3 protein-coding genes, 6 tRNA genes, 6 rRNA genes and 1 riboswitch are annotated in these 16,247 nt (G+C 45.6%); of the genes, 1 reads left to right on the forward strand and 14 read right to left on the reverse strand.

Annotated features, from left to right (window positions below):
- Positions 1-219: 219 nt before the first annotated feature.
- The 12 genes from IUZ65_RS15890 to IUZ65_RS15945 all read right to left on the reverse strand — a co-directional run bounded on the left by IUZ65_RS15890 (position 220) and on the right by IUZ65_RS15945 (position 11,914).
- Positions 220-296: transfer RNA gene (locus tag IUZ65_RS15890), tRNA-Asp, on the reverse strand.
- Positions 297-388: 92 nt separating this feature from the next.
- A 5S ribosomal RNA gene (gene rrf / locus IUZ65_RS15895) occupies positions 389-504 on the reverse strand.
- 122 nt (positions 505-626) lie between these two features.
- Positions 627-3,519: ribosomal RNA gene (locus IUZ65_RS15900) — 23S ribosomal RNA — on the reverse strand.
- A gap of 423 nt (positions 3,520-3,942) precedes the next feature.
- A tRNA-Val gene (locus IUZ65_RS15905) sits at positions 3,943-4,018 on the reverse strand.
- Between the two features lie 64 nt (positions 4,019-4,082).
- Positions 4,083-4,158: transfer RNA gene (locus IUZ65_RS15910), tRNA-Lys, on the reverse strand.
- Between the two features lie 2 nt (positions 4,159-4,160).
- Positions 4,161-4,236: transfer RNA gene (locus IUZ65_RS15915), tRNA-Glu, on the reverse strand.
- Between the two features lie 124 nt (positions 4,237-4,360).
- Positions 4,361-5,913 (reverse strand): 16S ribosomal RNA (locus IUZ65_RS15920).
- Positions 5,914-6,427: 514 nt separating this feature from the next.
- Positions 6,428-6,543: ribosomal RNA gene (gene rrf, locus IUZ65_RS15925) — 5S ribosomal RNA — on the reverse strand.
- 122 nt (positions 6,544-6,665) lie between these two features.
- Positions 6,666-9,558 (reverse strand): 23S ribosomal RNA (locus IUZ65_RS15930).
- A gap of 384 nt (positions 9,559-9,942) precedes the next feature.
- Positions 9,943-10,018: transfer RNA gene (locus IUZ65_RS15935), tRNA-Ala, on the reverse strand.
- A gap of 127 nt (positions 10,019-10,145) precedes the next feature.
- Positions 10,146-10,222, reverse strand: a tRNA-Ile gene (locus tag IUZ65_RS15940).
- A gap of 139 nt (positions 10,223-10,361) precedes the next feature.
- Positions 10,362-11,914 (reverse strand): 16S ribosomal RNA (locus IUZ65_RS15945).
- Together the 16S, 23S and 5S rRNA genes with 6 tRNA genes alongside form the textbook arrangement of a ribosomal RNA operon.
- Positions 11,915-12,599: 685 nt before the next feature.
- Between IUZ65_RS15945 and IUZ65_RS15950 the strand changes: the two genes are divergently transcribed.
- Complete coding sequence (locus tag IUZ65_RS15950) at positions 12,600-13,052, forward strand: RNA recognition motif domain-containing protein (RefSeq protein ID WP_195704633.1); 453 nt, start codon at positions 12,600-12,602, stop codon at positions 13,050-13,052.
- On the opposite strand, the gene murI is transcribed toward IUZ65_RS15950, so the two are convergent.
- A complete protein-coding gene (gene murI / locus IUZ65_RS15955; protein WP_443083749.1) occupies positions 13,021-13,827 on the reverse strand; it encodes a glutamate racemase in 807 nt (268 codons plus the stop codon). The genes IUZ65_RS15950 and murI overlap by 32 nt on opposite strands.
- 170 nt (positions 13,828-13,997) lie before the next feature.
- On the reverse strand, positions 13,998-15,863 hold the full coding sequence (locus tag IUZ65_RS15960) for a TonB-dependent receptor domain-containing protein (protein ID WP_195704635.1): 1,866 nt from the start codon (positions 15,861-15,863) through the stop codon (positions 13,998-14,000).
- Between the two features lie 36 nt (positions 15,864-15,899).
- Positions 15,900-16,128: riboswitch (cobalamin riboswitch) on the reverse strand.
- Positions 16,129-16,247: the final 119 nt, after the last annotated feature.

The raw sequence follows: 16,247 nt of genomic DNA on the forward strand, positions 1-16,247 counted from the left end.
TTTTTACCAAGTTCAAGGCATCCTTGAGCCCATAGTAATGAATTTCCTTGCGCATTAATGTCGGCTCCATTTAAACCTTATGACTACTCCATCACTCCCCCTGATTCTTCACAAAAAGCAACCAACTGAGCGGCCACACCACAGGGTATTCCTTTCTTCTATAAACGCAAAAAAGCCTCAGCATTTCTGCTGAGGCTTCTGAACTTTTCTTGTAAGAACTGGCGGAGTGGACGGGACTCGAACCCGCGACCCCCGGCGTGACAGGCCGGTATTCTAACCAACTGAACTACCACTCCACATGGTATTCTTACGACAATCGAAGTCTTATAAAACTTAGCTTTGATTGTTTTTGCCTTATCTTTCCTAAAAAAGATAAAACGATATTAAAGCCTGGCGATGTCCTACTCTCACATGGGGAGACCCCACACTACCATCGGCGCTATTGCGTTTCACTTCTGAGTTCGGCATGGAATCAGGTGGGTCCACAACGCTATGGTCGCCAAGCAAATTTGGTAAAGCTTCCTAATAACTTAGAAAACTTTAATAATCTGGATTACTGACCTAAATAAAAGTTCACACACATTCAATGTTCTTACATTGAGTCCACAAAACCCCTTGGGTGTTGTATGGTTAAGCCTCACGGGCAATTAGTACAGGTTAGCTCAACGCCTCACAACGCTTACACACCCTGCCTATCAACGTTCTAGTCTCGAACAACCCTTTAGGACACGTAAAGTGCCAGGGAAGACTCATCTCAAGGCTCGCTTCGCGCTTAGATGCTTTCAGCGCTTATCGATTCCGAACTTAGCTACCGGGCAATGCCATTGGCATGACAACCCGAACACCAGTGGTTCGTCCACTCCGGTCCTCTCGTACTAGGAGCAGCCCCTTTCAATCTTCCAACGCCCACGGCAGATAGGGACCGAACTGTCTCACGACGTTCTAAACCCAGCTCGCGTACCACTTTAAATGGCGAACAGCCATACCCTTGGGACCGACTTCAGCCCCAGGATGTGATGAGCCGACATCGAGGTGCCAAACACCGCCGTCGATATGAACTCTTGGGCGGTATCAGCCTGTTATCCCCGGAGTACCTTTTATCCGTTGAGCGATGGCCCTTCCATTCAGAACCACCGGATCACTATGACCTGCTTTCGCACCTGCTCGAATTGTCATTCTCGCAGTCAAGCGGGCTTATGCCATTGCACTAACCACACGATGTCCAACCGTGTTTAGCCCACCTTCGTGCTCCTCCGTTACTCTTTGGGAGGAGACCGCCCCAGTCAAACTACCCACCAGGCACTGTCCGCAACCCCGATAAGGGGCCTACGTTAGAACATCAAGCATACAAGGGTGGTATTTCAAGGTCGACTCCACTCCATCTAGCGACGAAGTTTCAAAGTCTCCCACCTATCCTACACATGTAGGGTCAATGTTCAGTGCCAAGCTGTAGTAAAGGTTCACGGGGTCTTTCCGTCTAGCCGCGGGTACACTGCATCTTCACAGCGATTTCAATTTCACTGAGTCTCGGGTGGAGACAGCGTGGCCATCATTACGCCATTCGTGCAGGTCGGAACTTACCCGACAAGGAATTTCGCTACCTTAGGACCGTTATAGTTACGGCCGCCGTTTACCGGGGCTTCGATCAAGAGCTTCGTCCGAAGACTAACCCCATCAATTAACCTTCCGGCACCGGGCAGGCGTCACACCGTATACGTCATCTTACGATTTTGCACAGTGCTGTGTTTTTAATAAACAGTTGCAGCCACCTGGTATCTGCGACTCCCGATAGCTCCATCCGCAAGGGATTTCACCGTCAAGAGCGTACCTTCTCCCGAAGTTACGGTACCATTTTGCCTAGTTCCTTCACCCGAGTTCTCTCAAGCGCCTTGGTATTCTCTACCCGACCACCTGTGTCGGTTTGGGGTACGATTTCTTATAATCTGAAGCTTAGAGGCTTTTCCTGGAAGCATGGCATCAATGACTTCATCACCGTAGTGACTCGACATCGGGTCTCAGCCTAACAATTTCCCGGATTTACCTAAGAAATTAGCCTACACCCTTGAACCTGGACTACCATCGCCAGGCTCACCTAGCCTTCTCCGTCCCCCCATCGCAATTATAAGAAGTACGGGAATATTAACCCGTTTCCCATCGACTACGCCTTTCGGCCTCGCCTTAGGGGTCGACTTACCCTGCCCCGATTAACGTTGGACAGGAACCCTTGGTCTTCCGGCGTGGGAGTTTTTCACTCCCATTATCGTTACTCATGTCAGCATTCGCACTTCTGATACCTCCAGCAGACCTTACAGTCCACCTTCAACGGCTTACAGAACGCTCCCCTACCCAACATAATAAATTATGTTGCCGCAGCTTCGGTGTATAGCTTAGCCCCGTTACATCTTCCGCGCAGGCCGACTCGACCAGTGAGCTATTACGCTTTCTTTAAATGATGGCTGCTTCTAAGCCAACATCCTGGCTGTCTGAGCCTTCCCACATCGTTTCCCACTTAGCTATACTTTGGGACCTTAGCTGGCGGTCTGGGTTGTTTCCCTCTCCACGACGGACGTTAGCACCCGCCGTGTGTCTCCCGGATATTACTTACTGGTATTCGGAGTTTGCAAAGGGTTGGTAAGTCGGGATGACCCCCTAGCCTTAACAGTGCTCTACCCCCAGTAGTATTCGTCCGAGGCGCTACCTAAATAGCTTTCGGGGAGAACCAGCTATCTCCAGGTTTGATTGGCCTTTCACCCCTAGCCACAAGTCATCCGCTAATTTTTCAACATTAGTCGGTTCGGTCCTCCAGTTGATGTTACTCAACCTTCAACCTGCCCATGGCTAGATCACCTGGTTTCGGGTCTATACCTAGCAACTCGACGCCCAGTTAAGACTCGGTTTCCCTACGGCTCCCCTATACGGTTAACCTTGCTACTAAATATAAGTCGCTGACCCATTATACAAAAGGTACGCAGTCACAGGACGCAATGCCTGCTCCTACTGCTTGTACGTACACGGTTTCAGGTTCTATTTCACTCCCCTCACAGGGGTTCTTTTCGCCTTTCCCTCACGGTACTGGTTCACTATCGGTCAGTCAGTAGTATTTAGCCTTGGAGGATGGTCCCCCCATATTCAAACAGGATATCACGTGTCCCGCCTTACTCGTTTTCACTTAAAATGACGTGTCGGTTACAGGGCTATCACCTTGTATCGCGATACTTTCCAGAATCTTCACCTGCATCATTAAAAGCTTAAGGGCTAATCCAATTTCGCTCGCCGCTACTTTCGGAATCTCGGTTGATTTCTACTCCTCCGGGTACTTAGATGTTTCAGTTCCCCGGGTTTGCCTTATTAACCTATGTATTCAGTTAATAATACTAGCTTATGCTAGTGGGTTTCCCCATTCGGAAATCGTAGACTCAAGTGGCTTTTACTGCCTTATCTACGCTTATCGCAAGTTAATACGTCCTTCATCGCCTCTGACTGCCAAGGCATCCACCGTGTACGCTTAGTCACTTAACCATACAACCCCAAAGGGTTTCGCTTACGCGAAATAACAACGAATTGTTATTGTAATAGCAACCAAGGTTTCTATCGTTGCCTCATTATTTGAATGAGCGAGACAACATTTTCGATTTTGCCGGACTCAAATATTAAACAGTTAACCGAAGTTAGCTGTTTCCAAGAACACTTGAATGTGTGTTGGTTTGTTATCACCGAAGTGACAACAAGTACCTAAATCTAAAAGATTTAGGATTTGAGAACTTTTATTTTGATAAATAATAATCAATTATTTATCAGTCAGCTTTCCAAATTGTTAAAGAGCAAAATGTTCTATTCTTATTAAAATAAGTTAATCACATTTTCTAAAGACTTTCAGAGACCACAATAAACCAATAATTAATAACCATTGGTTTGGATATGACACCAAAAATACTTAGAGAATGGTGGGCGATACTGGGCTCGAACCAGTGACCCCCTCCTTGTAAGGGAGGTGCTCTCCCAACTGAGCTAATCGCCCACATTGTTTGCTTTCACTTTTCAAAGTGAAAACGAAACGATTTTAATTCCTTCGTGGGAAAGAATGGTGGGTCGTGCAGGATTCGAACCTGCGACCAATTGATTAAAAGTCAACTGCTCTACCAGCTGAGCTAACGACCCAATGGTATCCCGTAGGGGAGTCGAACCCCTGTTACCGCCGTGAAAGGGCGGTGTCCTAGGCCTCTAGACGAACGGGACACAGGTGCATAAAAGTGTTGGGCACTTTCACACTTATACCCGCAGTTAAGCAGGTACAAATACTCTCTTTACTTTCTAAACCTATTTCAATCTGTGTGAACACTCATCATGAGCAATCATCGTTTAAGGAGGTGATCCAGCCCCAGGTTCCCCTAGGGCTACCTTGTTACGACTTCACCCCAGTCATGAACCACAAAGTGGTAAGCGTCCCCCCGAAGGTTAAACTACCTACTTCTTTTGCAGCCCACTCCCATGGTGTGACGGGCGGTGTGTACAAGGCCCGGGAACGTATTCACCGTAGCATTCTGATCTACGATTACTAGCGATTCCGACTTCATGGAGTCGAGTTGCAGACTCCAATCCGGACTACGACGCACTTTTTGGGATTCGCTCACTATTGCTAGTTGGCTGCCCTCTGTATGCGCCATTGTAGCACGTGTGTAGCCCTACTCGTAAGGGCCATGATGACTTGACGTCGTCCCCACCTTCCTCCGGTTTATCACCGGCAGTCTCCCCAAAGTTCCCGACATAACTCGCTGGCAATTAAGGATAAGGGTTGCGCTCGTTGCGGGACTTAACCCAACATTTCACAACACGAGCTGACGACAGCCATGCAGCACCTGTCTCAGAGCTCCCGAAGGCACACCTGTGTCTCCACTGGCTTCTCTGGATGTCAAGAGTAGGTAAGGTTCTTCGCGTTGCATCGAATTAAACCACATGCTCCACCGCTTGTGCGGGCCCCCGTCAATTCATTTGAGTTTTAATCTTGCGACCGTACTCCCCAGGCGGTCTACTTAACGCGTTAGCTCCGAAAGCCACGGCTCAAGGCCACAACCTTCAAGTAGACATCGTTTACGGCGTGGACTACCAGGGTATCTAATCCTGTTTGCTCCCCACGCTTTCGCATCTGAGTGTCAGTATCTGTCCAGGGGGCCGCCTTCGCCACTGGTATTCCTTCAGATCTCTACGCATTTCACCGCTACACCTGAAATTCTACCCCCCTCTACAGTACTCTAGTTTGCCAGTTTCAAATGACCTTCCGGGGTTGAGCCCCGGGCTTTCACATCTGACTTAACAAACCACCTGCATGCGCTTTACGCCCAGTAATTCCGATTAACGCTCGCACCCTCCGTATTACCGCGGCTGCTGGCACGGAGTTAGCCGGTGCTTCTTCTGTAGCTAACGTCAAACAATAAGCGTATTAAACTTACTGCCTTCCTCACTACTGAAAGTACTTTACAACCCGAAGGCCTTCTTCATACACGCGGCATGGCTGCATCAGGCTTTCGCCCATTGTGCAATATTCCCCACTGCTGCCTCCCGTAGGAGTCTGGACCGTGTCTCAGTTCCAGTGTGGCTGATCATCCTCTCAGACCAGCTAGAGATCGTCGCCTTGGTGAGCCATTACCCCACCAACTAGCTAATCTCACTTAGGCTTATCCAATCGCGGAAGGCCCGAAGGTCCCCTCCTTTCCCCCGTAGGGCGTATGCGGTATTAGCTATCGTTTCCAATAGTTATCCCCCTCAACTGGGCAAATTCCTAAGCATTACTCACCCGTCCGCCGCTCGACGCCTATTAACGCTCCCGAAGGATTGTTAACATCGTTTCCGCTCGACTTGCATGTGTTAAGCCTGCCGCCAGCGTTCAATCTGAGCCATGATCAAACTCTTCAATTTAAGTTCTTTTTGGCTCAATGAATACTGACTTTAAATTGCCTTTTACTTTAGATAACCGAAGGTTAAATAGTAAAGTGTTCTTTAAAGTTCTATCACTCCAACAGAGTGATATTTAAATAACTGTGTTCGATACCCGAAAGCATCAAATTAGGTCACTCAGTTCATTGAAACCGTTGTTGATTTCGTGCCCTAAGGCAGAGAATCATCTTCGATTGTCATCAACGAGTGCCCACACAGATTGATATAGGTTTAAATTGTTAAAGAGCGTTCTAACCATTGAATCTTTATCAGTTTCAATCAGTTAGGGATGCGTATTCTACGCGTCCTGACTGTAAAGTCAAGATACAATTTTCAATCTATTCATTAAAAACGGTATCTTGACTTCACTCAACTTTGAGCGAAATAAATGCCCGTATGTAATACGGGCAATCATAGTCATCCTACATAAAGTCTTACTTGTGCGCTTTATCTAGTCTTGCCTTATCTTTCCTAAAAAAGATAAAACGATATTAAAGCCTGGCGATGTCCTACTCTCACATGGGGAGACCCCACACTACCATCGGCGCTATTGCGTTTCACTTCTGAGTTCGGCATGGAATCAGGTGGGTCCACAACGCTATGGTCGCCAAGCAAATTTGGTAAAGCTTCCTAATAACTTAGAAAACTTTAATAATCTGGATTACTGACCTAAATAAAAGTTCACACACATTCAATGTTCTTACATTGAGTCCACAAAACCCCTTGGGTGTTGTATGGTTAAGCCTCACGGGCAATTAGTACAGGTTAGCTCAACGCCTCACAACGCTTACACACCCTGCCTATCAACGTTCTAGTCTCGAACAACCCTTTAGGACACGTAAAGTGCCAGGGAAGACTCATCTCAAGGCTCGCTTCGCGCTTAGATGCTTTCAGCGCTTATCGATTCCGAACTTAGCTACCGGGCAATGCCATTGGCATGACAACCCGAACACCAGTGGTTCGTCCACTCCGGTCCTCTCGTACTAGGAGCAGCCCCTTTCAATCTTCCAACGCCCACGGCAGATAGGGACCGAACTGTCTCACGACGTTCTAAACCCAGCTCGCGTACCACTTTAAATGGCGAACAGCCATACCCTTGGGACCGACTTCAGCCCCAGGATGTGATGAGCCGACATCGAGGTGCCAAACACCGCCGTCGATATGAACTCTTGGGCGGTATCAGCCTGTTATCCCCGGAGTACCTTTTATCCGTTGAGCGATGGCCCTTCCATTCAGAACCACCGGATCACTATGACCTGCTTTCGCACCTGCTCGAATTGTCATTCTCGCAGTCAAGCGGGCTTATGCCATTGCACTAACCACACGATGTCCAACCGTGTTTAGCCCACCTTCGTGCTCCTCCGTTACTCTTTGGGAGGAGACCGCCCCAGTCAAACTACCCACCAGGCACTGTCCGCAACCCCGATAAGGGGCCTACGTTAGAACATCAAGCATACAAGGGTGGTATTTCAAGGTCGACTCCACTCCATCTAGCGACGAAGTTTCAAAGTCTCCCACCTATCCTACACATGTAGGGTCAATGTTCAGTGCCAAGCTGTAGTAAAGGTTCACGGGGTCTTTCCGTCTAGCCGCGGGTACACTGCATCTTCACAGCGATTTCAATTTCACTGAGTCTCGGGTGGAGACAGCGTGGCCATCATTACGCCATTCGTGCAGGTCGGAACTTACCCGACAAGGAATTTCGCTACCTTAGGACCGTTATAGTTACGGCCGCCGTTTACCGGGGCTTCGATCAAGAGCTTCGTCCGAAGACTAACCCCATCAATTAACCTTCCGGCACCGGGCAGGCGTCACACCGTATACGTCATCTTACGATTTTGCACAGTGCTGTGTTTTTAATAAACAGTTGCAGCCACCTGGTATCTGCGACTCCCGATAGCTCCATCCGCAAGGGATTTCACCGTCAAGAGCGTACCTTCTCCCGAAGTTACGGTACCATTTTGCCTAGTTCCTTCACCCGAGTTCTCTCAAGCGCCTTGGTATTCTCTACCCGACCACCTGTGTCGGTTTGGGGTACGATTTCTTATAATCTGAAGCTTAGAGGCTTTTCCTGGAAGCATGGCATCAATGACTTCATCACCGTAGTGACTCGACATCGGGTCTCAGCCTAACAATTTCCCGGATTTACCTAAGAAATTAGCCTACACCCTTGAACCTGGACTACCATCGCCAGGCTCACCTAGCCTTCTCCGTCCCCCCATCGCAATTATAAGAAGTACGGGAATATTAACCCGTTTCCCATCGACTACGCCTTTCGGCCTCGCCTTAGGGGTCGACTTACCCTGCCCCGATTAACGTTGGACAGGAACCCTTGGTCTTCCGGCGTGGGAGTTTTTCACTCCCATTATCGTTACTCATGTCAGCATTCGCACTTCTGATACCTCCAGCAGACCTTACAGTCCACCTTCAACGGCTTACAGAACGCTCCCCTACCCAACATAATAAATTATGTTGCCGCAGCTTCGGTGTATAGCTTAGCCCCGTTACATCTTCCGCGCAGGCCGACTCGACCAGTGAGCTATTACGCTTTCTTTAAATGATGGCTGCTTCTAAGCCAACATCCTGGCTGTCTGAGCCTTCCCACATCGTTTCCCACTTAGCTATACTTTGGGACCTTAGCTGGCGGTCTGGGTTGTTTCCCTCTCCACGACGGACGTTAGCACCCGCCGTGTGTCTCCCGGATATTACTTACTGGTATTCGGAGTTTGCAAAGGGTTGGTAAGTCGGGATGACCCCCTAGCCTTAACAGTGCTCTACCCCCAGTAGTATTCGTCCGAGGCGCTACCTAAATAGCTTTCGGGGAGAACCAGCTATCTCCAGGTTTGATTGGCCTTTCACCCCTAGCCACAAGTCATCCGCTAATTTTTCAACATTAGTCGGTTCGGTCCTCCAGTTGATGTTACTCAACCTTCAACCTGCCCATGGCTAGATCACCTGGTTTCGGGTCTATACCTAGCAACTCGACGCCCAGTTAAGACTCGGTTTCCCTACGGCTCCCCTATACGGTTAACCTTGCTACTAAATATAAGTCGCTGACCCATTATACAAAAGGTACGCAGTCACAGGACGCAATGCCTGCTCCTACTGCTTGTACGTACACGGTTTCAGGTTCTATTTCACTCCCCTCACAGGGGTTCTTTTCGCCTTTCCCTCACGGTACTGGTTCACTATCGGTCAGTCAGTAGTATTTAGCCTTGGAGGATGGTCCCCCCATATTCAAACAGGATATCACGTGTCCCGCCTTACTCGTTTTCACTTAAAATGACGTGTCGGTTACAGGGCTATCACCTTGTATCGCGATACTTTCCAGAATCTTCACCTGCATCATTAAAAGCTTAAGGGCTAATCCAATTTCGCTCGCCGCTACTTTCGGAATCTCGGTTGATTTCTACTCCTCCGGGTACTTAGATGTTTCAGTTCCCCGGGTTTGCCTTATTAACCTATGTATTCAGTTAATAATACTAGCTTATGCTAGTGGGTTTCCCCATTCGGAAATCGTAGACTCAAGTGGCTTTTACTGCCTTATCTACGCTTATCGCAAGTTAATACGTCCTTCATCGCCTCTGACTGCCAAGGCATCCACCGTGTACGCTTAGTCACTTAACCATACAACCCCAAAGGGTTTCGCTTACGCGAAATAACAACGAATTGTTATTGTAATAGCAACCAAGGTTTCTATCGTTGCCTCATTATTTGAATGAGCGAGACAACATTTTCGATTTTGCCGGACTCAAATATTAAACAGTTAACCGAAGTTAGCTGTTTCCAAGAACACTTGAATGTGTGTTGGTTTGTTATCACCGAAGTGACAACAAGTACCTAAATCTAAAAGACTTAGGATTTGAGAACTTTTATTTTGATAAATAATAATCAATTATTTATCAGTCAGCTTTCCAAATTGTTAAAGAGCAAAGATTTCATACTTATAAAAATAAGCCAAAACCATTTTTAAATATTCTTTTCTCTATGCAGAGTAAAAACACTTAAAGATGGTGGAGCTATGCGGGATCGAACCGCAGACCTCCTGCGTGCAAGGCAGGCGCTCTCCCAGCTGAGCTATAACCCCATCAGTTGGGTGTTTTTTTTGACAACTCATGAAATCTAATAAAGTTAACTCTTTTTAGACAAGGCAAATTGCAAGGAAGTGTATGTAAATACACGACGAACAATTTAACGCAGTATAAAGGAGAGTTTGGTGGGTCTGAGTGGACTTGAACCACCGACCTCCCGCTTATCAGGCGAGCGCTCTAACCAGCTGAGCTACAGACCCATTCTTGCTTTATGCTTTCTCTTAGTTGAACTAAGAAAAATCATGATGCAATAACAGAAGATATTTCTGAGTTATCATCTCTTTGCTTTTCTAAACCTATTTCAATCTGTGTGGACACTCATCATGAGCAATCATCGTTTAAGGAGGTGATCCAGCCCCAGGTTCCCCTAGGGCTACCTTGTTACGACTTCACCCCAGTCATGAACCACAAAGTGGTAAGCGTCCCCCCGAAGGTTAAACTACCTACTTCTTTTGCAGCCCACTCCCATGGTGTGACGGGCGGTGTGTACAAGGCCCGGGAACGTATTCACCGTAGCATTCTGATCTACGATTACTAGCGATTCCGACTTCATGGAGTCGAGTTGCAGACTCCAATCCGGACTACGACGCACTTTTTGGGATTCGCTCACTATTGCTAGTTGGCTGCCCTCTGTATGCGCCATTGTAGCACGTGTGTAGCCCTACTCGTAAGGGCCATGATGACTTGACGTCGTCCCCACCTTCCTCCGGTTTATCACCGGCAGTCTCCCCAAAGTTCCCGACATAACTCGCTGGCAATTAAGGATAAGGGTTGCGCTCGTTGCGGGACTTAACCCAACATTTCACAACACGAGCTGACGACAGCCATGCAGCACCTGTCTCAGAGCTCCCGAAGGCACACCTGTGTCTCCACTGGCTTCTCTGGATGTCAAGAGTAGGTAAGGTTCTTCGCGTTGCATCGAATTAAACCACATGCTCCACCGCTTGTGCGGGCCCCCGTCAATTCATTTGAGTTTTAATCTTGCGACCGTACTCCCCAGGCGGTCTACTTAACGCGTTAGCTCCGAAAGCCACGGCTCAAGGCCACAACCTTCAAGTAGACATCGTTTACGGCGTGGACTACCAGGGTATCTAATCCTGTTTGCTCCCCACGCTTTCGCATCTGAGTGTCAGTATCTGTCCAGGGGGCCGCCTTCGCCACTGGTATTCCTTCAGATCTCTACGCATTTCACCGCTACACCTGAAATTCTACCCCCCTCTACAGTACTCTAGTTTGCCAGTTTCAAATGACCTTCCGGGGTTGAGCCCCGGGCTTTCACATCTGACTTAACAAACCACCTGCATGCGCTTTACGCCCAGTAATTCCGATTAACGCTCGCACCCTCCGTATTACCGCGGCTGCTGGCACGGAGTTAGCCGGTGCTTCTTCTGTAGCTAACGTCAAACAATAAGCGTATTAAACTTACTGCCTTCCTCACTACTGAAAGTACTTTACAACCCGAAGGCCTTCTTCATACACGCGGCATGGCTGCATCAGGCTTTCGCCCATTGTGCAATATTCCCCACTGCTGCCTCCCGTAGGAGTCTGGACCGTGTCTCAGTTCCAGTGTGGCTGATCATCCTCTCAGACCAGCTAGAGATCGTCGCCTTGGTGAGCCATTACCCCACCAACTAGCTAATCTCACTTAGGCTTATCCAATCGCGGAAGGCCCGAAGGTCCCCTCCTTTCCCCCGTAGGGCGTATGCGGTATTAGCTATCGTTTCCAATAGTTATCCCCCTCAACTGGGCAAATTCCTAAGCATTACTCACCCGTCCGCCGCTCGACGCCTATTAACGCTCCCGAAGGATTGTTAACATCGTTTCCGCTCGACTTGCATGTGTTAAGCCTGCCGCCAGCGTTCAATCTGAGCCATGATCAAACTCTTCAATTTAAGTTCTTTTTGGCTCAATGAATACTGACTTTAAATTGCCTTTTACTTTAGATAACCGAAGGTTAAATAGTAAAGTGTTCTTTAAAGTTCTATCCTTCTCTTCCTATAAAAAGGAACAGAGTGATATTTAAATAACTGTGTTCGAAGTTAATTCGCTTTCACTTTTAAAAAAGTAAAAACAAAATAAGCATCAAATTAGGTCACTCAGTTCATTGAAACCGTTGTTGATTTCGTGCCCTAAAGCAGAGAATCATCTTCGATTGTCATCAACGAGTGCCCACACAGATTGATATAGGTTTAAATTGTTAAAGAGCGTTCTAACCATTGAATCTTTATCAGTTCCAATCAGTTAGGGATGCGTATTCTACGCTTCCATTCTAATGAGTCAAGATCTTTTTGGATCCTTTTCTCATCACCATTTTTCACTGTACTTTTTGTTGCTGTACTCCGTGTTGGTGAGGGCGCATTATAGGGAGGTTTTTTTTTCTGGCAAGATCTTTTTTGATTTATTTTTCTGCTTGCTTAAAAAACGATCAAACAGATATTTATTGGATAAAATTTCAACATTTGAGCAGAGTCACATCAATAGGTTGGAAATTAAGCAGAGTTACCCGTAGTATTCAGGAAGCTATATTTGTTAGCTATATATCCCATTTTTTTTATCTACTAGACGTTGTATTCAAATATGAACTCTAAAAAATTTATCTTTTTAATAATCGCTCTCGCTGTACTTGGCGCTGCTATCTTTTCTCAATTAGCAGTTTCTCCCGCTATATCTTTTGTAATTGGTGTAGTTGCATCAGCATTTATCCTTAACCTTTCTTGTTCTACTACTTCTTCTTCCACAACACCAAAAGATAAACCATCTACAACAACACTGTATGTTGGTAACCTTCCATACAAAGCGAACGAAACTAATGTTCGTCAAGTATTTTCTGAACATGGCGAAGTATTTGCCGTACGCCTAATGAAAGACAAACGAACTGGTAAACGACGCGGCTTTGGTTTTGTTGTGGTTGGCAGTAGTGATGTTGATAATGTTATTTCTGGATTAAATGATCATGATTATATGCAACGTACTTTGAAAGTACGTATCGCCAATGATCCTAAACATCCGGAGTCGGAATCGTCTCAATAGTTTCAAAACCAAGTTTTTTGAACGTTATATATAGTGCTTCTTCTATTTTGGAAGAAGCACTATTGTAAGCAACCATTTCTCGCTTGCTCTTCATATCATGATTATATTCAATTAACGAAACTACCCTCCTCGCAATAGCCGCTCCTGAGTCAATAATACGAACCTTATTCCCTAATACCTGTTTTATTTCATTTCTAAGCAAAGGAAAATGCGTACAACCTAAAACTGCTACGTCTATTTTCCCGATAAGTGGCTTTAGTACACAAGTTAAAGACTCCATACAAACTGGTTTGCCTTTTAGTTTGTTCTCCGCCATATCAACTAATTCTGTCGATCCTAATAGCTTGGTCGGAACAGAAGACAGATAATCTTTAATGAGGGTTTGAGTATACTCTCGCTTTACCGTTGCAGGTGTAGCGATAAGTCCGACTGCAATGTTTGAAATAAGAGATGCTGGCTTTATTGCCGGTACAACACCAACAACGGGTATAGAAAATGATTTGCGTAATGAAGGAAGTACAATTGTACTTGCCGTATTACAGGCAATAACAATGACGTCAACCCGATGCTGCTGAGTAGCATAACGCACCATACCATTCACTCTTTCAATGAGCGTGTCAGGCTCAAGTTCTCCGTAGGGATAGCCTTTGTCATCAAATAGATAGATATAGTTTGCGTTAGGAAGTTCTTTGCAGACTTCTTGATAAACTGACAATCCACCAACGCCAGAATCGAAGATAAGGATATTAGCTTGCTGTGGCAAAGTTAAAACCAGTCAGATAAAGACGAAAGATCTTACTTAATAGTTTCTATTTGGCAACAATAAAGTCAACTATCTAAGGGCAAGGATTTGTTATTGTTAATATCTCACTGCATTTGAACATACAAACCCCCAATGTTAGTTAGTCCAACAATTGGAGGTTTTTCATAAAGCCGCTTTGCAATTTAAAACTGATAAGTACCAGTAAAAAATGCAGTTCGACCAGGTCCTTTGTAATAATAATCTTCGCCAGTCACGAAACTACTACTCCCATAACCTGTTTCATAATCAGTATCAAAAGCATTATTTACTCGCAATCCTAATTTAAGAGAACTCGTCGCCAGATATCCTATGCCTAAATCAACAACAGTATAAGCATCAAGCTCTTTGTCAGAATTGTCTGCTCTTTCTCCCGTATACAACGCCGACACACTCAGGTCGAAGTTTTCATAAAAATACATCATATTCCAAGCAAATTTATTTTCAGGGATACGAACTAAAGCATCTCCTGTACTTTTATCTTCTGCATCCATCCATTCAGCAACAAGTTCATGGTTGATTGGCCCCGTATAGAAATCGATTGCGACTTCTATACCTTCTATTGTCGCATCATCAACATTTGAAGGTGTCCATTTTCCACTTCCATTCTCTTGAGCCCAGTTTATAAGGTTTTCGATTTCTGTTTTATATGCCGTAATGCTCCAATTTAAAACATCGTAGTTGCCTCGAAGGCCAACTTCCGCTGACTCCGACTCTTCCGGTTTTAAATTTGGGTTACCTTTATCATAAGCAGACTCAGGCCAGTACAAGTCGTTAAATGTGGGTGCTTTAAATGCGCTACCAATAGAGGATACTATTTGAAGTGATTTCGAGATTTGATACCCTGCGGCCGCATTCCAAGTTGTCTTTCCACCAAATACGCTATCGTCATCATGTCTTAAACTCAATTCTACGCTTAGTGGGTCAAATTCAAAACTAGAGGTCAAGAATGCCGCTTTGTTTTCTTTATCTAGTTTTTCGTAATTATCCGTATTTGAACCTCCTCTATCAGCACTCTCTTTGTAATAATCTAATCCTGCATTAAGGACGATATTATTAAGAGCCAAATAGGTATTTATCCAGGAAACACCATTGCGGCGAGATGTTATTGTTCCTTTCGCATTTTGTCCTTCAGCATCACCCGTTGCCTGAGAACTCTTACCTAAAAAAAACTGCAGATTAGAAAGGTAATCCTCTTTTTCGTATATAACACCACTGGACAAACTATAGAACTCATCGTCTTGTTGATTTTTCGAACCGTCATATTGACCTGCGTATTCGAAATCTGACGATTTGTCATATCCACTAAACATCAAAGACCATTCATCATTTAGTTGGTGATTAATGTGACCGAATGCTGTTTGGGCTGAATAGCCAAACTCTTCGCCATCCGCGGCCAATTCATATATTTTGTAACCATCGCTTTGTTCTTTGTTTATTACAAAAGAGCCTTGAGTATTTTCTGAAACATTACCCGATGACCGCCAACCAACCTGGCTATGATCTTCGCTGCCATAACCGACTCTCAACTCATGGGTTTCTTCTGAAGATATAGTGCTTATCGCGATAACTCCGCCAATAGCATCAGATCCATAAACAGAAGCCCTTGGACCTCTCACAATCTCAATACTCTGAATAGCAAAAGCTGGGATTAATCCAATGGATGCGCTCCCTAACGTTGGAGAATTAATTCTAACGCCGTCAACCAAAACTAGAGCATGCTTAGATTTCGTTCCACGGATATATATAGAAGAAGCATTGCCTTTGTTCCCTAGAGTATTAACCGTAATTCCAGGAACGCTCTTCAGTAACTCTAAAGCAGTGGTAGCTTGCGTAGCTTCTATATGTTCTCTATCAATAACCGTTATTGAAGCCAGAGCCGAACTCTCCACCTGTTCAAAACGATTGGCCGTAACAACGACAGTTTCGATATCAGAAGAAGATTGTGCAAAAGAGAAAGGTGATGCAGAAACTAGCGATGCCACTGCGGCCGCTATTATTGATTTGTTCATTAATAATCCTGTTCGCGTAAGTCCTAGCAAATGAGAAAGTTCATTTACTTGCTGGCAGGTATTCGGACTTAGGAGCATGACCTATGATAATATTAATTGGTCGCCTAGCATCTCACTTCCCACTCATCATTGGATGTAGCAGTGTGTGGTTTTCACCGTAGATGTTCGTTCTCTTTTACCGCTGCGCGTCAGTTCTGGATTTTCACCAGATTCCCATTTCAGGCAATTTATAGTTTCAATTGCCACCAGCTCTAAAACGGATACTAATTATCAATATATCTCTTGTCTAGTGGAAAAAATTACGTTTCTACATGAAACTTATTCATATCAGTACTGGACAACCAAGCCGGATTGAATAAAATCTGCGCTCCTTGTGTAAAGTTA

This window comes from Vibrio sp. VB16 (assembly GCF_015594925.2).
GTDB lineage: Bacteria > Pseudomonadota > Gammaproteobacteria > Enterobacterales > Vibrionaceae > Vibrio.

What these genes read in the sequence shown, in the direction of transcription:
- IUZ65_RS15950 (WP_195704633.1), top strand. Translation starts at nt 12,600, where the DNA reads ATGAACTCTAAAAAATTTATCTTTTTAATAATCGCTCTCGCTGTACTT.
- IUZ65_RS15960 (WP_195704635.1), bottom strand. Translation starts at nt 15,863, where the DNA reads ATGAACAAATCAATAATAGCGGCCGCAGTGGCATCGCTAGTTTCTGCA.